The organism is Variovorax sp. 05L425 (genome assembly GCF_056397705.1).
In genome coordinates, this window is record NZ_JBFTNY010000035.1 from 24634 (window position 1) to 48760 (window position 24127).

Consider the following 24127-nt stretch of genomic DNA (forward strand, 5'->3'; position numbering starts at 1 on the left):
TGTCTGTGCATGGCTTTCAATGTACATAGCGGGTTCCCGTTGCAATGGGTCGATCAACGGGGCAATTGCGGCGCATATCGCGACGTGCGCTCAATCGACGCTGTCCAGTGCGCTTGCCTCGTGCGACCAGACCATTGCGGCAAGATGCGCCGCATTGACCTGGCCGGCACTCACGAACAGTGCCTCGGCGCGGCGCGCCGCCTCGTCGCCATCCGTCTCGCAGGCCTCGACGAGTGCGAGGAACGGCGCGTAGACTCCCCCGCGGGAGAGAATCGCCTGCTGCACCGATTCGGCCAGCTGAACCTTGGCCAGCACTTCCGCCATCGGGATGCCCAGCAACTGGTCGATGAGCGAAAGCATGCCGACCACGAACAGGTTGTCGGACTCGCTGGGCGGCAGCATGCCCTGCCCCATCAGTTCGACGAAGCGCCCACGCAGGATGGCCTTCTTCATCATGAACGGCGAGCTGGCCTTGTTGCTGGTGGCGAGCAGCAGCGACAGCCACCGGAAAAGCGGCGAGTAGCCGAGCATCGCGACCGCGTGACGCAAGGACGTGATCTCCACACCCGCGCCGATGGCCGGCGAATTGATGTGGCGCAGCAGGCGGTAGGTCAGTGCCGCGTCGCGCTTCAGCGCCGACTCGATCGAGCGCACGTTCTCGTTGCGCTGAAGCATCTGCATGAGCCGCACGATCAGCACCGACTCCGGCTGCAGCGTGTCGCTGGTCGGTTCCACGGGCGGGCGGGCCTGCATGCCGTCGACGATGACATCCACGCGCTGGGCGGCGAGGGCGTCGAAGTCTTCCCATCTCCGCATGCGTGTGGCGAGCAGCTGCATGGGCGGGCGACCCGGCTGTTCGGCGTCGCGGATACGGGCGATCAGCGCCGGGTCGCCTGCCCCCACGTCGAGGTGCGTGATGATTTCCAGCAACTCCGGCTCCTGCGGCAACCCGTGCGCATCGCGCAGCATGAACCCGAAGCCCTGCTCACGCAGGAAGAGAAGCATCGAGCGCGTATCGGCATCCGCCATGTCCTCGATGTCCATGCAAAGGACCACGTTCTCGGATGGAAGGCTCTGGAGCTCGTTCAGGAAGAGCGCATCGACGGTGACATCGAAATACGCGGTCAACTGCCCAAGGCGCCATCCGCCATTGGCGGAAATGAGGTGCTTCGAGATGCACGAAAGCAGCGCCCTGAACTGCGCCGAGGTGTTGGATGCGTCCGCCCCACCAGCGACAACGCGCCAGCCGAAGCGATAGCCCTTGACGCGCATCCGCGCGTCAAGCTGCAGGGTGTAGCTCACATAGCCGTCGGCCTCGGACGGCTGCAGCGCATCGTCGGCGTCCCGCTGGACAGGTTCATCGGTCGGGCGCACTGCGGAGTCGGGAACGACCGTGTCAGCCATCGGTGTCGAACGGCGGAAAAAATCAAAGCGCATTGCGGGGATCTCCGTCAGAAGCTCGAATCAAGCACCCCGTCGCAACAGGATGGCCGGGGCAATGCATGTGGATGTCGAAGAGGCTCAAGCCGCGATCGCCGTCATCCTCGAAGCACCGGCCAGCGCTGCCGCGCCCGCTGCTTGCGCGCGCTGGATGCGCGGCATCGCTGCGACGTCGATGATGAAAGCCACGCTGCCGTCGCCGAGGATGGTCGCCGCGGAAATGCCGGGAACCTTGCGGTAGTTGGTCTCCAGGTTCTTCACCACGACCTGGTGCTGGCCGAGCAGTTCGTCGACCAGCAACGCGAAGCGCGCGTCGTCGGCCTGCACGATGACGAGGATGCCCTGCGTCGGGTTCACCTGCGCGCCAGTCACGTCGAACACGCGGTGCAGTTCGATCAGCGGCAGGTATTCGCCGCGCACCTTGATGACATGGCCGTCGCTGGTGATCGAATGCAGGTGCTCCGGCAGCGGCTGCAGCGACTCGATCACATAGCTCAAAGGCAGGATGTAGGCCTCGTTGCCGACCTTGACGGACATGCCGTTGAGGATCGCCAGCGTCAGCGGCAGCACGATGCGCGTCGTGGTGCCGTGTCCGCCGCGCGAGTGGATTTCCACGTGTCCGCCCATCTCCTGGATGTTGCGCTTGACCACGTCCATGCCGACGCCGCGCCCGGAGATGTCGGTGATCTGCTCCGCCGTCGAGAAGCCGGGCGCGAAGATCAATTGCCAGACTTCCTCGTCCGGCATCGACTCGTTCACGGCCAGGCCCTGTTGCATGGCCTTGGCGAGAATCTTCTCGCGGTTCAGCCCGGCACCGTCATCGCTCACCTCGATCACGATGTTGCCGCCGTGATGCTGCGCGGACAGCAGCAGTTGGCCCGTCGCCTCCTTGCCCTTGGCGAGCCGGATGTCGGGCGTCTCGATGCCGTGGTCGAGGCTGTTGCGCACCAGGTGCGTGAGCGGGTCGACGATGCGTTCGATCAGTCCCTTGTCGAGCTCCGTCTCCTTGCCGAAGGTGTCCAGCCGGACCTGCTTGCCGAGCTTGGCGCTGACATCGCGGATCACGCGCGGGAACCGGCTGAATACATAGTCCATCGGCATCATGCGGATGGACATGACCGATTCCTGGAGGTCGCGCGCGTTGCGTTCCAGATGTCCGAGGCCGCTCAGGAAGCGCTCGTACGCCACCGGGTCCAGCATCGTGGCCGCCTGCGTGAGCATCGATTGCGTGATGACGAGTTCGCCCACGAGATTGATGAGTTGGTCGACCTTCTCGACGTCCACGCGGATCGAGCTCGATTCCTTGGCGCCCGGTGCGGCGGCCTGTGCCGCGGCCGCCGGCGCGGCCGCAGGCGCCTGCGGCTTGGCAATCTCGAAAGGTTGCGCCACGACCGGCACAAGCACAGGAGCGGCGCCGGCGGGCTCGCGTGCGATGTCGATCTGCGATTCGTCGATGACGAAGCAGCACACCGCGACGATGTCGTCCGGCTCGCACGTCGTTTCGAGCATCACGGTCAACAGGTCGTTGGCACGCGTGCGCGACACGACCTTGCCGAGGTTGCTCAACTCGTCGGCCAGCAGGTCGCATTCGCTCTCCGACAGGCGCGACAGGCAGATGCGCAAGGTGCCTGGTGCACCGGCAGGCGCAGCAACCGGCGCAGGCGCCGGCGCGGATATGGATGCGGCGACGGCCTTGTCATTGCCGTTGCCGTTTTCCAGCGCAAGCTGCTGAAGCACCGCACAGATTTGCGCGACTCTCGCAGGCTCGGGCTCTTTGCCCGCCTGGTAGGCGTTGAGTTGTTCCAGCAAGGCGTCCTTCGTTTCCAAAAAGGCATCGATCATCGGACCGCTCAGGCGCAGTTGGCCATGGCGTGCCCGGTCCAGGAGGTTCTCCAGCAAGTGCGTTGTTTCGGTCAGCGCGGCGAAGCCAAAGGTGGCCGCGCCGCCCTTGATCGAATGGGCCGCGCGAAAGATGGCGTTGAGTTGCTCGCTGTCCGGCGCCGCCACGTCGATTTCGAGGAGCAACTGCTCCATCTGCGCCAGAAGCTCGATCGCTTCGACAAAGAATGCTTGGGAAAACTGACTGAGGTCCATCTTGATGTTCGCTGTTATTGCGTCGGGGCCGAAGGCTTGAAGGACGTCGACTTCATGTTGTCGCTGCCGGCATCCGCGGACAGCGACGTGCCGGCCCGGGTCGTGGCGACTTCGCCGCTGTTCTCGCGTTCGATGCGCTCCTGTGTCTGCCGGTTGAGCAGGATGATGCTGATGCGCCGATTGATCGGATTGCGCGGATCCGCGTTGTCCAGATGCATGCTGTCGGCCAAGCCGACGACGCGAAGGACCTTGCCCTCGGTCATGCCGCCGGTCACCAGTTCGCGGCGCGATGCGTTGGCGCGATCGGCGGACAACTCCCAGTTGCCGTACGCCTTGTCGCCGTTGGTGTAGACGATCGAATCGGTATGGCCCGACAGCGTGATCTTGTTCGGCAGGTCGTTGAGCGTGGGCCCCAGCTCTCGCAGGATCGCGCGCATGTGCGGCACCACGCGTGCACTGGCGAGATCGAACATCGGGCGCTTCTCGCTGTCGACGATCTGCAGGCGAAGGCCTTCTGTCGTGATGTCGATCAGGATCTGCGAACGGAACTGCTTGAACACCGGGCTGTTCTCGATAAGGGAATCCAGCCGCTTCTTCATGTCGGCCAAGCGCGCGGCGTCTTCCATCTCTTCCCGCTCGGCGTCGGAGAGCTTCACTTCGCCTTCCGTCTGCACGATGTCGGCGCCGCCGCCGGGAATCATGCTCGTGCTCAGGCTGCTCTTCTCGCCGCCGGCCAGCGCGACCTTCAAGGGCATGCGGAAGTGCTCGGCGATGCCCTCGCGCTGCTTGGGCGACGAAATGGACAAGAGCCACATGACAAGGAAGAAGGCCATCATGGCCGTCATGAAGTCGGCATAGGCGATCTTCCAGCCGCCGCCGTGATGGCCGCCGCCGCCGGCTGCGGCGACACGCTTGATGACGATGCGGTTCTTGTCTGCGCTCATGCTGTGTCGGCCCCGGCGCTCAACGCGCCTTCACTTCGCGGACGTGGTCGTCCAGCTCGATGAAGGAAGGACGCTCGGTCGAGAAGAGCACCTTGCGCCCGAACTCCACGGCCAGTTGCGGTGCATAGCCGTTCAGGCTCGCGAGCAGCGTGACCTTCGCGCACTGGTAGACCTTCATGCCCTCCTCCACCTTCTGGTCGATGACGGTCGCCAGCGGCGTCACGAAGCCGTAGGCCAGCAGCACGCCGAGGAAGGTACCGACCATCGCGTGCGCAATCAGCGCGCCCATCTCCGAAGGCGGCAGGTTGGCCGAACCGAGCGCATGCACCACGCCGAGCACCGCCGCGACGATGCCCAGCGCAGGCAACGCATCGGCCACGCGCGCGAGACTGTGCGAAGGCACTTCGGCTTCGTGGCGGATGGTTTCGATTTCATGGTCCATCAGCGCTTCGATCTCGAAGGCGTCGGTGTTGCCGCTGATGACCAGGCGCAGGTAGTCGCAGAGGAACTCCATCACGCCGGCGTCGGCCATGATCGATGGATAGCGATTGAAGATCTCGCTTTCGCCGGGGCTCTCGACGTCGGTCTCCAGCCGCATCATCCCTTCCTTGCGCGCCTTGGCGAGCAGCTCATACAGGAGCGCGAGCAAGTCCATGTAGAGCTGCCGGTTGTGCTTGGACGAGCGCAACAGCAAGGGCAGTTCCTTCATGGTCGCCTTGATGACCTTGCCGTTGTTGCCCGCGATGAAGGCACCGAGCGCGGAGCCGCCGATCATCAGCAACTCGACCGGCTGGAACAGGACGCCGAAATGCCCGCCCATGATGCCGTAGCCCCCGAACACGGCCCCGAGGACCACCAGATAACCAACCAGCACGAGCACACGCGTCCCCTTTGCCCTCAGGCGTCAAATCAAAAAAGCTTGGATCCCGGACCAGGAACTGTTCAGTGGGCGCCGGTCCCCGTGGCGGCCGCGAGGACGGGTTCGACCACCTCGGGGATCGACGCGTCGGGAGCCTGGGAAATGGAACGCGCTTCGTGATCCGCCTCGATGCGCCTCGGGCCGCGCGCCTTGCCCGCGCGCGAAGGCGGCCGGCAGAGAACGCATACGTAACCGCGCTTGTTGTCGTGCGCGTGGGCGACGAATTGACCGCCGCACCGGCTGCACGTGCTCAACTGGAGCATGTCGCTGTCGAAAAAACGCACCATGGTGTAGGCGCGCGTGAAATCCAGCACAACTTCGCCGCCGTGCGCCTCGATTTGCTCCAGATAAAGGCGATAACTCTTGATCAATGCCTGGAGTTCGCTTTCATTGGCTTCGACCAGCATGAAGCGATACATGTTGTAGAACATGGACGAGTGGATATTGGCCAGCCAGGTCATGTACCAGTCCGTTGAAAACGGCAAAAGGCCCTTGGGTGGCGAAACACCCTTCAATTCCTTGTAGAGCCTTATCAAGCGCTCACGACTGAGTCCGACTTCCGCCTCCAGGAATTGAAGGCGGGCGCCGAGCTCGATGAGCTCAATTGCCAATTGAACCTGGCGAACCTCGCCGAGAACGCTCTTTTTTGTCATGCCAATGCGTCCGCTTCACGCGCCTGCATTTGACGCGCGGCCATGAGGATCGACATGTGCGCCTGCTGCAGCGTCGTGTCCTTGCCCTCTCCGAAGACCGCAAACATGGGATGGTCGTCGAGGCGAAAGCTGCAAAGCAAGAAATTCGAAGCCGCCAATTTGACGATTTGCGTGAGCGACATATTGGCCAACAAATCCGCGAGCTCACGACCAACACCCAATCTATACATTGCAGCCGCACGATCTTGCTTGGCAAGTTTCTGTGCAAGCAGCATATAAGCGAGATTGATGTCGCCGATCTCCTTCGAGATCTCGCCATTCGTCACGCCGCTGTCATTTTCCAATTCCACTCTGCACTCCGTTTGATTCAGTATGTAGTCTAAACACAAAATTTAACATCTTTAACACATGTCAGACAGTCATCTCGGAAAGTGAGACTTTTCTGACAGGCCCGTCAGGAACCTCTTGGAAGCGAAACCGTTGCACTGCACGATGTAAGTAAATTTCATACAGTCAAACATCCGGAGTCGTTCAATTAAAAGTATTAATAAAGTATTAACAATCCGATCTGTGCTCGAAATGACATCCGAATTGAGAATCCCGATTCAATGAATTTTCATTTTCATGAAACTAAAAGTATCAATTCAAAATAAATAGTGTGAAATATTTCATGCCAAACGCCCTGCCGGGGCGCCCGCGACACGTTCGAGACCATGGATCCAGACCATGATCTCGGCCACGGCGAGGTAGAGCTGCGGCGGGATCTGCCGGTCGAGGTTCACTTGCATGAGCAGCTTGACCAGGTCCGGCGACGAATGGACGTACAGCCCGTTGGCCTTCGCCTCTCGCATGATCGATTCCGCCACCACGCCGTAGCCCTTGGCCACGACGACCGGCGCCTTCGAGGGATCCGCGCGGGACAGCGCGACCGCGCCTTGACGTTCGTCCGCAGGGAGGTTCATGGCTGCTCCATCGCATCGACACGAAATTCCTGCAGGCGCAGCCCCGCTGTCTGCAGACGCAGCGAGAGTTCGCCGCTGTCGGCACGCAAGCGCGAGATCGTCGATGCTTCGCGCGCTTTCAGTCGTGCCTGCACGCTCGGACCGGCGAGGCTCAGGCGGAGGTCCACCGAACCCAGCCGGGGCAAGTCGAGCGATACCGTGGTCGACCATGGTCGAGGCGCTTCCGCCTCTTCGGTGGCACCGCGACCTTCGCGTTCGTCGATCTCCTGATGGATCGACCAATCCATCGATACGCCCGGCCAGGCCTGTCCATTCCATCTGAAGACGGCCGTGGCCAGCAGATCGAGTTGCTGGTGCACCAGCGTCACGGCTTGTGGATGGATCACCTCGGCAGCAGGCGATCGGTCGCCCTGCCACTGCGGCGCGGGCGCACTGTCGGCCGCGCTCGGCGAAATCAACGGTGTCCACTGCGCTTGCGGCTCGCGCGCCATCTGCTCGATCGTGCGAGTTCCGCCGGCGAACTCGATCAGATGCGATTCATAGAAGAGTCCGCTGTCCGATACCGTCTGCGAAAGCGTGCTTGCGAGCACGGCTACGGACGGCGTCTGCACCGAAGGCCATGCGGGCGCCGGGCCGCGCACGGGACCGGCATCGCCATGAAGATCCGCCAGCACGGCGCTGATGACGCGCGCCGCGGCGGAGAGCTCCGCCTGCACCGATCCCGGCCCACCTTCCAGATGTGGCACACCCGTGTTGCCAGCGGGAATCAACCTGTCGAGCGCCGCGTTGGACGGCAGCCGCACGTCGTTGTCGACCCTGCCCACGCCGAGCACCGGACCGGGCGCGCCGATCTCGGTCTCACCCTTGATCGCGAGCACGTCCGGCCGCGGCGAAGACTTCGCGGTCAGCAGGGAATCGATCAATCCGGACAGTCCGATCATGGCGATTTCACCGGGTCAGTGCGCAGGGCCGTAGGCCTTGCCGAGGCTGCGCTGCTGGCTCAGCAAGCTCATGCGCTCGATCAGTTGCACGATCTGCGGCTTGACCAGCGCGCACACTTCCTCCTGGTCGGCACGGATGCTTTCGATGAGCCGCCGCGTCTCTTCGAACTGCGTCGGATCGAGCGTCTCCAGCGGCTGAAGAACCTTCAGCCGGTCGACAATCACCGCGCATTGGGCTTCCAACGCAGGAAGCCGCCCCCATTCCTTCGCGCGCGCCAGTTCGGCCATGAGCGACACGCTCGAGGCCAGTTGGCTGTAGCAATGCACGACTTCACTCCTGGTAGCCATTTCTTCCCTTGTGGATTCGTTGGGTCTCGTGCATGTCAGGCCGTCAAGGCGGGACCGGTATCGATCTCGCGCCAGGCCGATGCGATGTTGTCGAGCAAGCCATCGGCTTCGTCGAGCGCCGTGGCGTCGTTGCGCAGGTTGGCGTGGAGCAGCCGCAGGACGATGTAGTCGTAGAGCGAAGAGAGATTGCGCACCAGCTCGGCACCGGCCGGGCCCGCTGCCTCGGCGTCGAGGCTCGCCTTCAGTCCGTTGTCGACGATGTTGACGGCATTGGAGATCGCCTTGCCCTTGGCCGCGATGTCGTTGGCCGCAAGGTGATGTCGCGCCATGCCGATCGCCGTGCGCGCGCCGTCGAACAGCATGCAGATCAGCTGATGCGGCGACGCGCTCATCGCGCCGGATTCGACACCGACGCGCGCATAGGCATTCGCGCCCGTCCTGAAGCTGTGGGGGGTGTACATGGTCGTCTCCTCGCGATCCGGGCTACTTGCTGCTGCTGCTCATCGCATCGAACTGCTGCTTGAGGTAGGTCATGGTGTTGTTCATGCTGCTGACGAGCACGTCGAGCTGCGTGAACTGCGTCCGATAGCGGTCCATCGTCGCGTTGACGCGGTCCTGCATGTCGTTGTATTGCTTGCTGAGATCGTCCAGCGTGGAGTTCACGCCGTCGGTGGCGGCAGTCAGCGCGCCCTGGGTCGAGGTCAGGTCCGTGACGAGCGCGCTGATCTGCTTGCCGTAGCCCGCGGTGCTGTTGCTCGCGCTCGAGAACAGGGCGGCGACGCCATTCATGTTCCTGGTCATGGCGCTGCTGAGCTTGGCCGCATCCAGCGCCAGCGTGCCGTCCTTCTGGAACGAGATGCCGACCTCGGACAACACCTTCATGTCGTTCGGGCCGCCGCCCTGCGGCGTGGTCAGCGTCTGGCGCACTCGCGCCAGCAGGTTGCGCAAGGTCTGGTCGCCCGTCAGCGCCGCGCCGGTCTTGGTGTCGGCGTTGTAGGCCGAGAGATTCGTCGCGGTGCTCTGCAGGGTGTTGTAGGCATTGACGAACGCATTGACCGCGGAGCTCACGACCGAGGTGTCCGTCGTCATGCTCAGGCTGGTAGTCCCGACCTTCGTCAGCGACAGCGTGGTGCCCTGGATCGCCTCCGCAACGTTGTTGCTCGCGCTGACCACGTCGATGCCGTTGACGTTGAGCTTGGCGTCCTGCGCAGCCGCGGTCTGCCGCAGCGATTGCGTGCCTGCAGGGTCGTAGCCCAGCAGGCCTTGCAGCGCGCTGTCACCGTCGACAGAGATCTTCATGCTCGACGATGCGCCCGACTGGATCGAGGTGAGCACCAGGCGGAACGGCGTGCCGCTGCCGTCGTTCACCACGCTGGCGGTGACGCCGGCATTTGCCTTGTTGATCGCATCGCGAATGCCTTCGAGCGTATTGGAGCCGGCGCCGACGGTGACCGACAAGGCAGTGCGGCTCGCATCCGCGTCGAAGGTGGCGCCGGTGTATTGGCCGGTCGTGGTGTCGAGCGAGCCGCCGCTGATCGATCCGAACTGGATGGTGATCGTGCCGCTTCCAATCGCCGTCTTCGAATTCGCCTGTCCCGTCGAAACCAGCGACTGCGACTGCGCCAATTGCGAGACGTTGATGGCGTAGTTGCCCGCGACGGCATTGCTCGCCGTGACGGCGGAAAGCACGTCGGTGCTGCCCACCGATGCCTTCACCGTGCTGAAGAGCGTCGGGTCTGCGAGCTTGTCCCCGGCGGTCTTGAGCGTGTTCAGGGCGCTCTGGATCTGCGCGTAGGCCGACAGCTTGCTGGTGTAGCTGGTCGCCTGCGTCTGGATGTCCTGCAGTGGCTGGTTCTCCGCGGTCTGGAGTTGGGTCAGAAGGCTCGAGAGGTCGAGGCCGGAGCCGACGCCCAGGCTGCTGATGGAAGTGGTCATGCTGCTTTCTCTTCTTTCTGTTCTTCGCTTTTCTCTGCAGCCTGCCCACCAGGCAAGCCGCAGGGAAAAGCGCGGGCATGCGGCCGAAGCCCCACGCCCGCGCCGCACTGATTAACGCAGCAGCGAGAGCACGCCTTGCGTGGTCTGGTTCGCCTGGGCCAGCACGGAGGTACCGGCTTGCTGCAGGATCTGTGCGCGGGTCATGTTCGACACTTCCACTGCGTAGTCGGCATCTTCGATACGCGAACGGGCGGCCGACAGGTTGTTGGTCGTGTTGTTCAGGTTCGTGATGGTCGATTCGAAGCGGTTCTGCACGGCACCCAGTTGGCTGCGGAGCGTGTCGACGTCAGACAGTGCCGCATCGATCGAAGCGAGCGGATCGGGGTTGAGCTGGTCGCTCACCGTCACCTTGCCCGTGCTGTCGACGTCGGCCTTGTAGTAGACGTCGCTGCCGTTCTTCGTGCCCTTGACCACGTAGCCGCCGTCGGTGCCGTCGGCGTTGGTGACCTTGTGCAGCGAGAGGTTGGTGCCGACCGAAGTCGCGCTCAGGCCGGACAGGTCGGCCGTGACTGCGGGCGTCGAGTTCGGGACTTCCGAGGTCTTCTGGACCACGGACACGCTGGCGGCCGGCGTCACGGCGGCACTGCTGCTGTCGTACGTGACCTTGCCGTTGGTCATGTCGAGGCTGGCAGAGTAGTAGGTCGTACCGCCATCCGTCGATGCGTACATGCTGCCGGAGCTGTCCACGTAGAACGTCGGCGCCGCTGCGGTGTTCGTGTCCTTGAACTTGACGTTGGCAACGTCGATGGTGACCGTGCCTTCGGCCAGATTGCCCGACGTGACTTGCGTAGCACCGGCCGGTGCGGTGGTCGAACCCGTGCTCGAGTCGTATTCCAACTCGCCGGTCGTGTTGTTGTAGCCGCTTACCGCGTAGTAGTTGGTGCCGTCAGAGACCCATTGCTGGCTCGGGTCGGTGTCGCTGACGAAGACTTGCGACGGGCCAGGGGTGGCGTTGGTGTCGTCGGCCGTCAGGTCGAAACTGGTCGGTGCGGACGATGCCGGAACCAGCGTGGTCGTTGCAGCGGTTGCCACGGTCGACAGGTCGACCGACTTCTTCGTGAGGTCGAGGTTGCCCAGGCCGAGCGTGGCGGACGTGATCTTCTTCAGGTCGATGTCGATGGTTTCGCCGTCGTTGGCGCCAACCTGGATGCTCAGCTTCGAGTCGCTGGCGAGAACGTTCACGCCGTTGAAGTTCGTCTGTGCCGACACGCGGTCGATTTCGTCGAGGCGCTGCTTGATTTCAGCCTGGATCGAGGACAGGTCGCTGTCCGAGTTCGTGCCGTTGGCGGCCTGCACCGACAGTTCGCGGACGCGCTGCAGGTTGTTGTTGATTTCGTTCAACGAACCTTCGGTCGTCTGAGCGAGCGAGATGCCGTCGTTGGCGTTGCGGGCGGCTTGCGTGAGACCCTTGACGTTCGCGGTGAAGCGGTTGGCAATGGCCTGGCCGGCAGCGTCGTCCTTGGCGCTGTTGATGCGCATGCCGGAAGACAAACGCTCGATCGCCGAATTCAGCGAGCTTTGCGACTTGTTGAGGTTGTTCTGGGCAACCAGCGAGAGGTAGTTGGTGTTGATGACTTGCGTCATTCTCGACTCCTAGTAAGAAAGGTTGAAGGCACTTGGACCGTAACGCTGGCTCTTGCCCTTGCAGGCTTTTGATTCCACCGTTGGATGAGTTATCGACCGGGCCTCTCAAACCTTTAGGGTGCGAGCGAAAAAAAGCGCGCCGACAAATCAGGCGGGCAGATTCATCACTTCCTGATAGGCAGCGACCAGCCGGTTGCGCACCTGCAAGCCGGTCTGGAAGGCGACGTTGGCCTTCTGCAAGTCGACCATCACGTCGTTGAGCGCAATGCCCGGCTTGCCGAGTTCGAAAGCCTCGGCCTGGCCGTAGGCCTGCGTCTGCGCGCCGCTGATGTTGTCCAGCGAACGCTTGAGTTCGGCGGCGAACCCCCCCGTCTCGACGGAGGCGGCGGCGGACGTGGTCGGAACACAGTCCGCCTGCAGCGCGGTGACCCGCATCTGTTGCAAGACGGACTCGATGGCGGCGATGGACATGGGAGATCTTTCTCTTGAGGGCTTTCAGCGTACCAAGGGGAGGTCCCTATGCAAGCCGCCAACAGACGGGAAAACCCACCGCTGTTCAGCCCATCGATTTTGTTACGACTGCTGACAATCGATCGCGAAACGACAAGCCTGTTGACCCGATCAACGACCTCCGGCATGAACCCTGAACAACGAATCCCTACCTTCAACATGACGACGGACGGCGCCAGCGCCCCGGCCATGAAGAGGGCTCGCCCATGAGTTCTGCGGCATCCGCGGGCTTGGCGCCGACAGCGCCCTCGCTCTCCCCGGTCCTCGAACGGCTGCGCGCCCAACCCAAGCTGCCGATGATCCTCGGCGCGGCCGCGCTGGTGGCGGCGGCCGCGGCGTTCACGCTCTGGAACCGCGGCCCGGACTACAAGGTGCTCTACACCAACGTGTCCGACCGCGACGGCGGCGCGATCATCGCGTCGCTCCAGCAGATGAACGTGCCCTACAAGTTCGCAGAAGGCGGCGGCGCGATCCTGGTGGCTGGCGACAAGGTGCCCGAAGTGCGGCTGCGGCTCGCAGCGCAGGGCTTGCCCAAGGCGGGCGGCGTCGGCTTCGAACTGATGGACAACCAGAAGTTCGGGACCAGCCAGTTCGCGGAACAGGTCAACTACCAGCGCGCGCTCGAAGGCGAACTCGCGCGGTCCATCGAATCCATCGGCACGGTCGAAGCGGCGCGCGTGCATCTCGCGCTCCCCAAGCCGTCGCTCTTCGTGCGCGAGCAGAAGAAGCCCTCGGCGTCGGTCGTCCTGACGCTGCAACGTGGCCGCAGCATCGATGAAGGCCAGGTCAGCGCGATCGTCCACATGATCTCCAGCAGCGTGCCGGAGCTCGACGCGAAGAGCGTGACGGTCGTCGACCAGCGCGGCAACCTGCTTTCGGCCGCCAACAGCGGCGCGCGCGGCCTGGACGTGAGCCAGCTCAAGTATGTGCAGGAAATCGAGCAGGGCTACATCCGCCGCATCGAAGCCATCCTGCAGCCGATCGTGGGTGCGAACAATGTTCGCGCACAGGTCGCGGCCGACGTGGATTTCTCAGTCGTCGAGCACACCGACGAGAAGTACCAACCCAATCAGAACCCCGGCTCGACCGCGATTCGCAGCCAGCAGTCGAGCGAATCGAGCCAGCACGGCGCCCCGCCGCCCGGCGGCGTGCCTGGCGCGCTGACGAACCAGCCGCCGGTGAATCCGACTGCGCCGATCAGCACGCCCAAGCCGCCAAATCCCGCCGCGCCGGGTGCGCAGAGTGCACAAGGTGCGCAGGGAACTGCGAAAGCGGCCGCTGCTGGGGCCGCTTCGTCGGTCACGGCCTCCACGCCGACCGGCCCCGGCAGTTCGCGCAAGGATGTCACGACGAACTACGAACTCGACCGCTCGATCCGCCATGTCCAGCAAGGCGCCGGTGCCGTCAAGCGCCTGTCGGTCGCGGTGGTCGTGAACTACAAGGAAGCGAACGACGGCGGCAAGACGGCGGCGCGGGCATTGACGCCCGTCGAGATCGACCAGATCAAGAATCTGACCAGGGAAGCGATGGGTTTCAGCCCGGAGCGCGGCGATTCGATCAACGTGGTCAACAGTCCCTTCGCCGACGACCGCGAACCGGCCGCACCCGAAGTTCCGTACTGGCGCGACCGCGACAACATCGAACTCGCCAAGGGCATCGGCCAATACCTGGTGCTCGCCGCGCTCGCGCTCTTCGTCTGGTTCGCCGTGCTGCGGCCCCTGCTTCGCAAGCACCTGGCACCGCCGGAGCTGCTGCCTCCGCCGGTGGTCGTGGTCGAGGAACCTGCGATGTTGCCGCCCGCCGAGGAACAGGCGCAGATCTCGCCCGAAGAAGCCCTGCGCATACGCGAATCGACGCGCCAGAAGGCCGACATGGACTACGCACATCAGACCGCCAACCAGGATCCCAAGCTGGTGGCGACGCTGATCCAGCACTGGATGAACAGCAATGATCAGTGAAACCGGAACCCGCAAGAGCGCCATCCTCCTGATGGCACTGGGCGAAGACCGTGCAGCCGCCGCGCTGCACCATCTGCCCACCGCCGAAGTGCAGACCCTGGGCCTGGCCATGGCCAAGCTCAACTCGGTCTCGAAGGATGAACTCAATGCGGTGCTGGCCGAGTTTCGCCACGAGACCGAGCAACTGTCCGCACTGCACCTCGGATCGAGCAGCTACATCCGCGCCGTGCTCAGGAAGGCGCTCGGCGAAGACCGCGCCAGCAATCTGCTCGAAGACATCCTGCAGGCCGAAGAGCCGCACAGCGGCATCGAGCGCCTCAACCAGCTCGAAGCCAGCGAGGTGGCCGAACTCATCCGCGACGAGCATCCGCAGATCCTCGCGACGGTCCTCATCCACCTGGACCGCATGAAGGCCTCGGAGGTGCTCGAGAAGCTGCCGACGCGCCTGCGGCACGACGTCATCATGCGCATCGCCACCTTCGGGGGCGTGCAGCCGTCGGCGCTCAACGAGCTCACGGACGTGCTCACCGAAATGCTCTCGGGCCAGGGCCTCAAGCGCAGCCGGCTGGGTGGCGTCAGGACCGCGGCGGAGATCGTCAACCTCATGGCGAGCGCGCAGGAGGAAGAAGCGATCGCCCATGTGCGGGAGGCCGACGAGGCCCTTGCGCAGCGCATCGTCGACGAGATGTTCGTCTTCGAGAACCTGCTCAGCCTCGAGGACCGGAGCATCCAGCGCCTGCTCAAGGACATCGAGTCCGACTCGCTCATCATCGCGCTCAAGGCCGCGCCGCAGGCGCTGCGCGACAAGTTCCTCAACAACATGTCGCAGCGCGCCGCCGAGACGCTTCGCGAAGACATGGAGCTTCGCGGTCCGGTCCGTGTGTCGCAGGTCGAGGCCGAACAGAAGACCATTCTGCAGGTCGCACGCCGCCTCGCCGAGTCCGGCGAAATCGTGATTGCCGCACCGGGTACCGATGACTTTGTCTAAGCACAACTTCGTGGCCGGCGCGCGCAGCCGCCTCGCGTCCGCCTATACGCCGGCCGCCAGCCCGGCCAGTGCGCCTCCTGCGCCGAAACATCCCAAGCCCGTGTTGTCGGCCTGGCAGCGCTGGGAGATGGACACGCTGATCGAACCCACGCCGCCCACGTCCACGGCGCGGCCTGCCATCGCGCCTGCCGAGATGGCGCCCTCCCCTGTACTGATCCATGCCGCGGAACTGGCGCAACTTCGCCGCGAAGCGCGCACGGCCGGCGAATCCGAAGGCCGTCGCGAAGGACGGGTGAAGGGCCACGCCGAAGGCCTTGCCGAGGGCCGTGCGGAAGGCCTGGCTGCCGGGCTTGCCGCTGCCAGCGCGCACGCTGAGCAACTGCGTGCGCTCGCCACGAGCCTCCCCGAAGCCATGCGCCGCGCCGAGAGCGAACTCGCCGATGCGCTCATGACCCTGGCCCTCGACGTGGCACGGCAGGTGGTCCACCGCACCTTGCGCGCCGAACCCGAATGGGTGCTTCCCTTGGTCCAGGACCTGCTGCATGCCGAGCCTGCATTGCAGGGCGAACCCCGCCTGCTGCTGCATCCCGACGACGTGGCGCTGGTGAAGAGCAGTCTCGGCAATGAACTTCAGTCCGCGGGCTGGCAAGTGCGTGCCGACGAGACGATCTCGCGTGGCGGATGCCGCGTGCAATCGGCGAGCGGCGAAGTCGATGCCAGCCTGGAGATGCGCTGGAAAAGCGTCACAGCCGCTCTTCAACGCGATGCCGACGCGCAAGGGGTCTGAGCCGATGACGACCGTGACGGCCCAGGGCACTGCTCCCAATCCCCATCTGGCGTCCTGGCTCGCGACGCTGGCGAAGGCCCGCGCCGACGTGAGCCAATGCGCAATGACCACGCAGTCGGGCCGGCTGACGCGCGCCGTCGGCCTCGTGCTGGAGGCCGTGGGCCTGCAATTGCCCGTCGGCAGCGACTGCCTGATCGAATTGCCGCCGGGGCATCCGCAACGCCATGCGGAAGCCGAAGTGGTCGGCTTCGCGGGTGATCGCCTGTTCCTGATGCCGCAAAGCGAAGTGGCCGGCCTGCTGCCCGGCGCACGCGTCATCGCACGGCCCGGCACAGCCGGCTCCGCACTGACCGGCGACGCGCACACCAAGCGCCTGCCGGTCGGCGAAGGCATGCTCGGCCGCGTGGTGGATGCCGCCGGACGGCCACTCGACGGCCTGGGTCCGCTCGACATCAGCCGCAAGGTGCCGCTGTCATCGCCGCCGATGAACCCGCTGTCGCGCGCGCCGATCGACTCGGTGCTCGACGTCGGCGTGCGCGCCATCAACGCGATGCTCACCGTCGGTCGCGGCCAGCGCATGGGCCTCTTCGCCGGCTCCGGCGTGGGCAAGAGCGTGCTGCTGGGGATGATGGCGCGCTACACCAGCGCCGAAGTGATCGTCGTCGGCCTGATCGGCGAACGCGGGCGCGAAGTCAAGGACTTCATCGAGAACACGCTGGGCGAAGAAGGCCTGGCGCGCGCCGTCGTCGTCGCCGCACCGGCGGACAACTCGCCGTTGCTGCGCCTGCAGGGCGCGGCCTATGCCACCTGCCTGGCCGAGTATTTCCGCGACCAGGGCAAGGACGTGCTGCTCATCATGGATTCGCTGACGCGCTACGCGATGGCGCAACGCGAGATCGCGCTCGCCGTGGGCGAACCGCCGGCGACCAAGGGCTATCCGCCGTCGGTGTTCGCAAAGCTGCCCGCGCTCGTGGAGCGTGCCGGCAACGGCGCACGCGACGCCGACGGGCGCGGCGGCTCGATCACCGCCTTCTACACGGTGCTCTCCGAGGGCGACGACCAGCAGGACCCGATCGCCGATTCGGCGCGCGCCATCCTGGACGGCCACGTCGTCCTCTCCCGCACCTTGGCCGAGGCGGGGCACTACCCCGCCATCGACATCGAGGCTTCCATCAGCCGCGCGATGACGGCGCTGATTCCGCCGACGCAGTTCGACGTGGTGCGCCGCTTCAAGCAGATGCTCTCCCGCTACCAGCGCAATCGCGACCTGATCAGCGTCGGCGCCTACGCGCCCGGCCACGACGCGCAGCTTGACCAGGCGATCGCGATGTACCCGCGTATCGAGGCCTTCCTGCAGCAGGCCATGGAAGAGCGTACCGACTACACCGCCTCGATCGAGCGCATGCGCAAGCTCTTCGAAGCGGCCTGAACCCCGCACCCCGCGCAAACGCAGCAAGGAACACCATGCCCCAGCGACTCCCCCTCGACACGCTGACCGACCTGGCCCGCACGCAGACCGACGATGCCGCACGACGACTCGGCGTGCTGCAGAACGCACAACTCAGCGCGGTCCAGAAACTCGAGATGCTGCTGCAATACCGCAAGGACTACGAGATCCAGTTGCAGGCGCTGATGAGCGAAGGCCTGCCCACCGCGAAGTGGCGCAACTACCAGGCCTTCCTCGGCACGCTCGACGGGGCCATCGAGCAGCAGCGCGCCATCGTCGCCCAGGCGGACAACCGGCTCGACCTGGGCCGCCACGACTGGCAGCACCACAAGCGCCGGCTCACCTCCTTCGACACGCTCGCCGAGCGCGTGCGCCGCCAGGAACTGCTGGCCCAGGCCAAGCGCGAGCAGCGCGACAGCGACGAACGATCGGCCCGGAAGTACTTCGACCGCGCCGCCAACCCGACCCTTTGAAGTTTCCGGAATCGCCCATGCCTACCGTCACCTCGCCATCCGTCAATTTCTCGACCACGTCTGCCACATCGGCCGCCTCGGCGCCCGCATCCGGCACGCGCGGGCGCAGTGCCGAGCAACCCGAAGGCCAGAGCTTCGGCGCGGCCCTCGACCGTTCGCGCGCGGCGAGCCGTGCCGACACGGACGAGGCCGCCGAGACCGCGTTGCGCACGCCAGGCGCGGGCCGCAAGCCGGCGCGCGCGGGCCAGCAGAAGAGCGAACTCAGCCCCGCCGACGTGATGGCCATGCTCGCGCCGCTGCCCGCGCACGTCGCGCATGCCACTGCCAGGTCCAAGGGCGGTGCGGCCTCCGGTACGAGCGATGGTCTGGCGGCGGATGCTGTTCGGCGCGCGCTGCCCGGCGACGCCTCGACCCTCGCAACGGCCGCACAGCAAGCCGGCGCAGAGCAAGCGTCCGCAACCGCGACCACAGACGCGGCCAAGGACGATGCCGCGGGTGACGGCGCTGCGGACGCGACGGTTCGCGCCGCCGCACAGGCGTCTGCCGGCGACCCGAAGATTCCGGCAGGCGCCGGGACGGCCACACCCTCACCGACCGCGAACGCAGACGCTGCGGTCACGTCAGCGGTCGCCGCTCTCGCGCCGCAGCCGGCTGCCGGATCCGCGACAACGACCGCCGCTTCGTCGACGAAGGCAGCGTCCGCCAAGGACGCGTCTGTTTCGGTCGCGACGGACAAGATCTCCTCCACACCACCACCCGTCGCAACTGAAAGCGCCAAGACTTCCGCGCCGTTCGCATCCACCGCATCAGCCGAGGCCAGCACCCTCGACGCAGACAGCGGCGCGGCGCCGCAGCCCCTGCCGCAACTCCAGGCGCTCGCCGCGGCCCCGAGCGATCGCGCCGCCGCACCCGCAAGCACTACACCGGTGCTGTCGGTGGCGCCGCCCGTCGGGAGCGACGAATGGGGTCCGGCCATCGGCCAGCAGATGATCCGCATGAGCGCCAGCGGCCACCATGTCGCGGAACTCAACCTCAACCCGTCGGGCCTCGGCCCGCTCAAGGTCACCCTGACGATGGGTGACAACCAGGCGCAGGCGATGTTCATGTCGGCACACGAAAGCGTGCGCAAGGCCGTCGAGGCTGCGCTTCCGCAGTTGCGCACGACGCTGGCAGAACAGGGCATCAGCCTCGGCCAGACTTCGGTCGGCGCAGAGACGCGCCAGCCTTTCGGCCAAGGCGGCGCTTTTGCGGACCAGAACCCATCGCGGCCGCAGCAGAGTCCGTCCGACTATCCGGGCGCGAACCGCGCCGACACGGCGGCCGCGACGACGCGGATTGCGCCCGCCGCGGCCTCCGTGGGCCGCTCGGGTTCCGGCCTCGACACCTTCGCCTGAAGACGCACCAAAGGACGGATCTGAAGCGCTTTTCCACGCTTGATCAGCCATTCGCCTGCCGGACAGTTCGCCAAGAATAGACCGAACAAGTTATCAGCTTCATCATGGCTACCTCAACTCCTGTCGCAACCCCCGCCGCTGCCGCACCCCGCTCCTCGAAGCTGCTGATCGGCCTTCTGGTCGGGGTCAGCCTCCTCGCCGCCGGCGGCGCGGCCTACGTCTTTCTCGGCCACAAGGACACATCGACCGAGGCTGCCAATGTGGCACCCGAGAAGCCGATCTTCGTGACCCTGGAACCGCTGACCGTGAACCTCCAGAGCGAAGGCCGCGGCAAGTTCCTGCACGTCGGCATCGCCCTCAAGATGCGCGACGAGCCCGCCAAGGCGCAGGTCGTCGAGTTCATGCCCGAGCTGCGCAGCCGCGCCTTGATGCTGCTGTCCAACCGTGCGCCTGATTCGCTGGTGTCGACCGACGACAAGACCAGGCTCGCCGATGAAATCCGCGCCGAGCTGAACCGCCCCCTGAGCGACAAGTTGCCCGAGCAGGGCATCGCCAGCGTCTCCTTCAACACCTTCGTGGTGCAGTGATCACCTCCAGGCAAGCGACACATGGCCTATGAACAGGTCCTCTCGCAGGACGAGGTCGATGCCCTGCTGCAAGGCGTCACCGGCGGCAGCGTCGACCAGACCGCATCGCCCGCGCCGCCGACCGACGGGCTCCCAGCCTACGACCTCGGTGCGCCCGACCGCGTGGTGCGCAGCCGCATGCATACGCTGGAGGTCATCAACGACCGCTTCGCGCGCGGGTTGCGCGGCGCACTGCTGAACTTCATGCGCCGCAGCCCCGACATCACGGTCGGATCGGTACAGATCCAGCAATACGGCGAGTTCGTCCGGCATCTTCCGGTGCCGGCGAACATCAACATGCTGCACATGAAGCCGCTGCGCGGCACGGCCCTCTTCGTGTTCGACCCGAAGCTGGTGTTCCTGGTGGTGGACAACCTCTTCGGCAGCGACGGCCGCTACCACGTGCGCGTCGAAGGCCGCGACTTCACGCGGACCGAGCAGCGCATCATCAAGCGCCTTCTCGACCTCTCGCTGCAGTGCTACGGCGAAGCGTGGAAGCCGGTGTATCCGCTCGACTTCGACTACGTGCGCGCCGAGATGCACGGCAAGCTGGCCAACATCGTCGCACCCAACGAAGTGGTGATCAACACCACGCTGCAGATCGAGTTCGGCCCCATCGGCGGCTTCCTGCATGTGTGCATCCCCTACTCGATGATCGAGCCGATCCGCGACCTTCTGTCGAATCCGATCCAGGACGAGGTCGAGATCGACAAGCGCTGGGTCAAGCAGATGTCAAGGCAGATGCAGGCAGCCGACGTCGAACTCACCGCCGACTTCGTGACGATGTCCTCGACCATTGGCGAAGTCCTGAAGCTCCAGGTCGGCGATGTGCTGCCCATCGAGTTGCCGACCACCGTGGTTGCCAAGGTCGACGGCGTGCCGGTGATGGAGTGCGGCTTCGGCACATCGAACGACCGCTACGCCCTGCGCGTGAAAAACATGATCACTCACCAAGACAGCGATTTGAAGAACGACCATGACTGACTTCACCTCTACCGTCAGCGAAGCGGACGACTGGGCCGCAGCGCTCGCCGAGCAGACCTCCTCCACCCAGCCCGCACCGGCACCGGCCATGACGCAGGTCTTCCAGCAGATCCAGGAAACGCCCGCGGCGCCCGCCGGCGTGTCTGCGGTGGACGTCGCGCGCGTGATGGATGTGCCCGTGCAACTCACCGCCGAGATCGGTCGCACGCGCATCACCATCAAGAACCTGCTCCAGCTCTCGCAAGGGTCGGTCGTCGAACTCGACGGCCTGGCAGGCCAGCCGCTCGACGTGCTGATCAACGGCTACCTGATCGCGCAGGGCGAGGTGGTGGTGGTGAACGAGAAGTACGGCATCCGCCTGACGGACATCATCACGCCCTCCGAGCGCATGCAGAAGCTCGCCAGGTGATGGCTCACCCCCAGCCTCGCCCACTTCGTGTGGCTCGGACACCCCCTTCCAGGGGGCAATCCCAGCGGCCCGGCAAAGCCGGTTCCGCGGGATTCCTGGGCTTTGGCGCGCGGGTTCTGGTGGCGGCGATGGCGCTTGCTGCGCTGCCGGTGCATGCGGTGTTGCCGACGGCGCCATCGCACAGCGCCGAAGCCGCGCCAGCGGTCGGTGCGTCGGGCCTGATGCAGGCCGGGCTGGGCATGATGGTGGTGCTCGGGCTGATCTTCCTGTGCGCGTGGCTCGCGAGGCGATTCGGGCTGCAGCGCTTCGGTGGTGGCCATGTCGTGAAGGTGGTGTCCAGTTCCAGCATCGGCCAGCGCGAGCGCGTCGTCGTCGTCGAAGTCGGCGGCACGTGGCTGGTGCTCGGTGTCACGCCCAACCAGATCAACACCTTGCACACCTTGCCCGCGCAGGCCGTGCCTCATGCCCTCGCGGGCGCCGAACTCGTGGCATCGAAACCCCTCGACCTCTTCGCGCAGAAGCTGCGCGAATCCCTCACCGGCAAGACACGTCCGGCTCCGTGATGCGCAACATTCTTCGTCGAAGCCTTCGAGGCGGCGTCGTGCTGCTCGCCGCCATGCTGCCGCTGGCCGCCTGGACGCAGGGCCTGCCCGGCATCACCAGCACGCCCGGACCCGGCGGCAGCCAGACCTGGTCGCTCAGCGTGCAGACGCTGGTGATGCTGACCTCGCTCACCTTTTTGCCTGCGCTGCTGCTGAGCATGACCAGCTTCACGCGCATCCTGATCGTGCTGGGCCTGCTTCGCACCGCCATCGGCACGCAGTCCTCGCCGCCCAACCAGGTGCTCGTGGGCCTGTCGCTGTTCCTGACCTTCTTCGTGATGTCGCCGGTGTTCGACAAGGCGTACAACGACGCCTACAAGCCGTTCTCCGAGAACAAGATCAGCACCGACAAGGCGCTGGAGCGCGGCATCGAGCCTTTCAAGACCTTCATGATGCGGCAAACCCGCGAGAACGACCTCGCCCTCTTCGCCAAGCTTGCCAAGGTGCCCGAGATGCAGGGGCCGGAAGAAGTGCCGCTGCGCATCCTGCTGCCCTCGTTCGTGATCAGCGAACTGAAGACGGCTTTCCAGATCGGCTTCACCATCTTCATTCCCTTTCTCATCATTGACCTGGTGGTGGCGAGCGTGCTGATGTCGATGGGGATGATGATGGTGCCGCCCGCCGGCATCGCATTGCCCTTCAAGCTGATGCTGTTCGTGCTGGCCGACGGCTGGCAGTTGCTGATCGGCGCGCTGGCGCAAAGCTTCTACACCTAGGGACATCGAGATGACACCCGAAACCATCATGTCGATGGGCAACCAGGCGATCCAGGTATCGCTGGTGCTCGCAGCGCCCCTGCTGCTGGTGGCCCTCGTCGTCGGCCTGATCATCAGCATCTTCCAGGCCGCGACGCAGATCAACGAACAGACGCTGTCGTTCATCCCGAAGCTGCTGGCGGTGTTCGCGACCCTGGTCATCGCGGGGCCGTGGATGCTCGAGCAAATGCTGGACTACATCCGCGCGCTGTTCATGAGCATTCCTCAGCTCATCGGCTGACTGTGGTCCCCACGCTCCTCACTTCGTGTATCGCTGGCCCCCGAGGGAGCCGCAGGTCGCCTTGGGGCGGCCCGGCGCCGACCTGATGCCTCAGGTTTTCTCGGTCACGTCGGCGCAGCTCACCGCCTGGGTGGTGGCCTTTCTGTGGCCCTTCGTGCGGATGCTGGCGCTGGTGAGCACTGCGCCGGTCTTCAGCGAATCGTGGGTGCCTCGGCAGGTCAAGGTAGCGATCGCGGCGCTGCTGGCGGTGGTGATTGCGCCCACGCTCGGGCCGATGCCGGATGTTCCGGTGGTGTCGGCTGGCGGGGTCTGGATCATCGTGCAGCAGGTGCTGATCGGCGCGGCGATGGGGTTCACGATGAAACTCATCTTCACCGCAGTGATGGCTGCGGGGGAATACATCGGGCTGCAGATGGGGCTTTCGTTTGCTTCCTTCTTCGATCCGATGAATGGGGGGGCGACGATGGTAGTGGCTCGGCTGTTGAACATGCTGGCGATGCTGATCTTCGTGGCGGTGGATGGGCATCTGCTGATGATTTCTGCGCTGGCGGATAGCTTCCAGGCGCTGCCGATCGGGGATGCGCCGATTGCGGGGCAAGGGTGGATGGTGCTGGTGGTGGGTGGGGGGCAGATCTTTGCCAGTGGGTTGATGTTGTCGTTGCCGCTGGTGACTGCGTTGCTGACGATCAACCTGGCGATGGGGATCTTGAATCGGGCTTCGCCGCAGTTCAGTATTTTTGCTGTGGGGTTTCCGTTGACGCTGCTGGCGGGGATATGGATGTTGCAGTTGTTGATGCCGCATCTGGCGGGGTTTTTGGAGCCTCGGTTTGGGGAGGGGATTGACTTGATGGTTCGGGTGGTGGGGGGGTTGCGTTGAGGTTTTTTGGGGGGCTGTTGGCCGGGTCTCGCCCCGGCGGGCGACTCACTTTTCTTTGTTTCGCCAAAGAAAAGTAAGCAAAAGAAAGGCGACCCCACTGTGCGTGTCCCTGCGCTTCGCTTCGGGCAACCTGCGGTGCTCGCTTCAGGCGGGGTCCGCGTGAAACTCGCTTCGCTCAAACACACGCGGCCCTGAT

26 protein-coding genes are annotated in these 24127 nt (G+C 64.9%); 13 read left to right on the plus strand and 13 right to left on the minus strand.

What is annotated here, in order from left to right; translation table 11 throughout:
- Window positions 1-90: 90 nt before the first annotated feature.
- The 13 genes from AC1DN9_RS27420 to fliE all read right to left on the minus strand — a co-directional run bounded on the left by AC1DN9_RS27420 (window position 91) and on the right by fliE (window position 12351).
- Window positions 91-1437 carry an EAL and HDOD domain-containing protein gene (locus tag AC1DN9_RS27420; protein ID WP_478105189.1) on the minus strand — a complete coding sequence of 449 codons (1347 nt, stop codon included), beginning with the start codon at window positions 1435-1437 and terminating at the stop codon, window positions 91-93.
- A gap of 84 nt (window positions 1438-1521) precedes the next feature.
- The gene (cheA, locus tag AC1DN9_RS27425) at window positions 1522-3534 is read right to left on the minus strand and encodes a chemotaxis protein CheA (protein WP_478105191.1); all 2013 of its coding nucleotides are present in this window, start codon (window positions 3532-3534) and stop codon (window positions 1522-1524) included.
- Window positions 3535-3548: 14 nt separating this feature from the next.
- Window positions 3549-4478: a flagellar motor protein MotB gene (gene motB, locus AC1DN9_RS27430; protein ID WP_478105193.1), complete on the minus strand. Its 930-nt coding sequence runs from the start codon at window positions 4476-4478 to the stop codon at window positions 3549-3551.
- Window positions 4479-4497: 19 nt separating this feature from the next.
- On the minus strand, window positions 4498-5358 hold the full coding sequence (gene motA, locus AC1DN9_RS27435; protein WP_478105195.1) for a flagellar motor stator protein MotA: 861 nt from the start codon (window positions 5356-5358) through the stop codon (window positions 4498-4500).
- 62 nt (window positions 5359-5420) lie between these two features.
- A complete protein-coding gene (flhC, locus tag AC1DN9_RS27440; RefSeq protein WP_478105197.1) occupies window positions 5421-6050 on the minus strand; it encodes a flagellar transcriptional regulator FlhC in 630 nt (209 codons plus the stop codon).
- On the minus strand, window positions 6047-6400 hold the full coding sequence (gene flhD, locus AC1DN9_RS27445; RefSeq protein WP_478105198.1) for a flagellar transcriptional regulator FlhD: 354 nt from the start codon (window positions 6398-6400) through the stop codon (window positions 6047-6049). The genes flhC and flhD overlap by 4 nt, the downstream gene beginning before the upstream one ends.
- A gap of 318 nt (window positions 6401-6718) precedes the next feature.
- A complete protein-coding gene (locus AC1DN9_RS27450) occupies window positions 6719-7012 on the minus strand; it encodes an EscU/YscU/HrcU family type III secretion system export apparatus switch protein (RefSeq protein ID WP_478105199.1) in 294 nt (97 codons plus the stop codon).
- Window positions 7009-7953: a flagellar hook-length control protein FliK gene (fliK, locus tag AC1DN9_RS27455; protein WP_478105201.1), complete on the minus strand. Its 945-nt coding sequence runs from the start codon at window positions 7951-7953 to the stop codon at window positions 7009-7011. Before fliK ends, AC1DN9_RS27450 begins: the two co-directional genes overlap by 4 nt.
- Before the next feature lie 15 nt (window positions 7954-7968).
- A complete protein-coding gene (locus tag AC1DN9_RS27460) occupies window positions 7969-8301 on the minus strand; it encodes a flagellar protein FliT (RefSeq protein WP_478105203.1) in 333 nt (110 codons plus the stop codon).
- A 35-nt stretch (window positions 8302-8336) separates the two neighbouring features.
- On the minus strand, window positions 8337-8762 hold the full coding sequence (gene fliS / locus AC1DN9_RS27465; protein WP_478105205.1) for a flagellar export chaperone FliS: 426 nt from the start codon (window positions 8760-8762) through the stop codon (window positions 8337-8339).
- Window positions 8763-8784: 22 nt separating this feature from the next.
- A complete protein-coding gene (gene fliD / locus AC1DN9_RS27470; protein WP_478105206.1) occupies window positions 8785-10236 on the minus strand; it encodes a flagellar filament capping protein FliD in 1452 nt (483 codons plus the stop codon).
- 111 nt (window positions 10237-10347) lie between these two features.
- Window positions 10348-11880, minus strand: coding sequence for a flagellin N-terminal helical domain-containing protein (locus AC1DN9_RS27475; RefSeq protein ID WP_478105208.1), 1533 nt, complete (start codon window positions 11878-11880; stop codon window positions 10348-10350).
- Between the two features lie 147 nt (window positions 11881-12027).
- Complete coding sequence (gene fliE, locus AC1DN9_RS27480) at window positions 12028-12351, minus strand: flagellar hook-basal body complex protein FliE (protein ID WP_478105210.1); 324 nt, start codon at window positions 12349-12351, stop codon at window positions 12028-12030.
- A gap of 245 nt (window positions 12352-12596) precedes the next feature.
- Here fliE and fliF point away from each other — a divergent pair, with 245 nt between their 5' ends.
- The 13 genes from fliF to fliR all read left to right on the plus strand — a co-directional run bounded on the left by fliF (window position 12597) and on the right by fliR (window position 23931).
- Entirely contained in the window at window positions 12597-14348 is a 1752-nt protein-coding gene (fliF, locus tag AC1DN9_RS27485) for a flagellar basal-body MS-ring/collar protein FliF (RefSeq protein ID WP_478105211.1), read from the plus strand.
- A complete protein-coding gene (gene fliG, locus AC1DN9_RS27490; RefSeq protein WP_478105213.1) occupies window positions 14338-15336 on the plus strand; it encodes a flagellar motor switch protein FliG in 999 nt (332 codons plus the stop codon). Before fliF ends, fliG begins: the two co-directional genes overlap by 11 nt.
- Entirely contained in the window at window positions 15323-16123 is an 801-nt protein-coding gene (gene fliH, locus AC1DN9_RS27495) for a flagellar assembly protein FliH (RefSeq protein WP_478105214.1), read from the plus strand. Before fliG ends, fliH begins: the two co-directional genes overlap by 14 nt.
- Window positions 16101-17552, plus strand: a complete 1452-nt coding sequence (fliI, locus tag AC1DN9_RS27500) for a flagellar protein export ATPase FliI (RefSeq protein WP_478105216.1) — start codon at window positions 16101-16103, stop codon at window positions 17550-17552. Before fliH ends, fliI begins: the two co-directional genes overlap by 23 nt.
- 35 nt (window positions 17553-17587) lie before the next feature.
- Window positions 17588-18043, plus strand: coding sequence for a flagellar export protein FliJ (gene fliJ / locus AC1DN9_RS27505; protein ID WP_478105217.1), 456 nt, complete (start codon window positions 17588-17590; stop codon window positions 18041-18043).
- A gap of 17 nt (window positions 18044-18060) precedes the next feature.
- Window positions 18061-19437 carry a flagellar hook-length control protein FliK gene (locus AC1DN9_RS27510; protein WP_478105219.1) on the plus strand — a complete coding sequence of 459 codons (1377 nt, stop codon included), beginning with the start codon at window positions 18061-18063 and terminating at the stop codon, window positions 19435-19437.
- Window positions 19438-19541: 104 nt separating this feature from the next.
- Window positions 19542-20024: a flagellar basal body-associated FliL family protein gene (locus tag AC1DN9_RS27515; protein ID WP_478105221.1), complete on the plus strand. Its 483-nt coding sequence runs from the start codon at window positions 19542-19544 to the stop codon at window positions 20022-20024.
- A 21-nt stretch (window positions 20025-20045) separates the two neighbouring features.
- The gene (gene fliM, locus AC1DN9_RS27520) at window positions 20046-21047 is read left to right on the plus strand and encodes a flagellar motor switch protein FliM (RefSeq protein WP_478105222.1); all 1002 of its coding nucleotides are present in this window, start codon (window positions 20046-20048) and stop codon (window positions 21045-21047) included.
- On the plus strand, window positions 21040-21456 hold the full coding sequence (fliN, locus tag AC1DN9_RS27525; protein ID WP_478105224.1) for a flagellar motor switch protein FliN: 417 nt from the start codon (window positions 21040-21042) through the stop codon (window positions 21454-21456). The genes fliM and fliN overlap by 8 nt, the downstream gene beginning before the upstream one ends.
- A gap of 128 nt (window positions 21457-21584) precedes the next feature.
- Window positions 21585-22019, plus strand: coding sequence for a flagellar biosynthetic protein FliO (gene fliO / locus AC1DN9_RS27530; RefSeq protein WP_478105226.1), 435 nt, complete (start codon window positions 21585-21587; stop codon window positions 22017-22019).
- The gene (fliP, locus tag AC1DN9_RS27535) at window positions 22019-22774 is read left to right on the plus strand and encodes a flagellar type III secretion system pore protein FliP (protein ID WP_478105227.1); all 756 of its coding nucleotides are present in this window, start codon (window positions 22019-22021) and stop codon (window positions 22772-22774) included. The genes fliO and fliP overlap by 1 nt, the downstream gene beginning before the upstream one ends.
- 10 nt (window positions 22775-22784) lie before the next feature.
- Entirely contained in the window at window positions 22785-23054 is a 270-nt protein-coding gene (fliQ, locus tag AC1DN9_RS27540) for a flagellar biosynthesis protein FliQ (RefSeq protein WP_478105228.1), read from the plus strand.
- A gap of 85 nt (window positions 23055-23139) precedes the next feature.
- Window positions 23140-23931, plus strand: coding sequence for a flagellar biosynthetic protein FliR (gene fliR, locus AC1DN9_RS27545; RefSeq protein WP_478105230.1), 792 nt, complete (start codon window positions 23140-23142; stop codon window positions 23929-23931).
- Window positions 23932-24127: the final 196 nt, after the last annotated feature.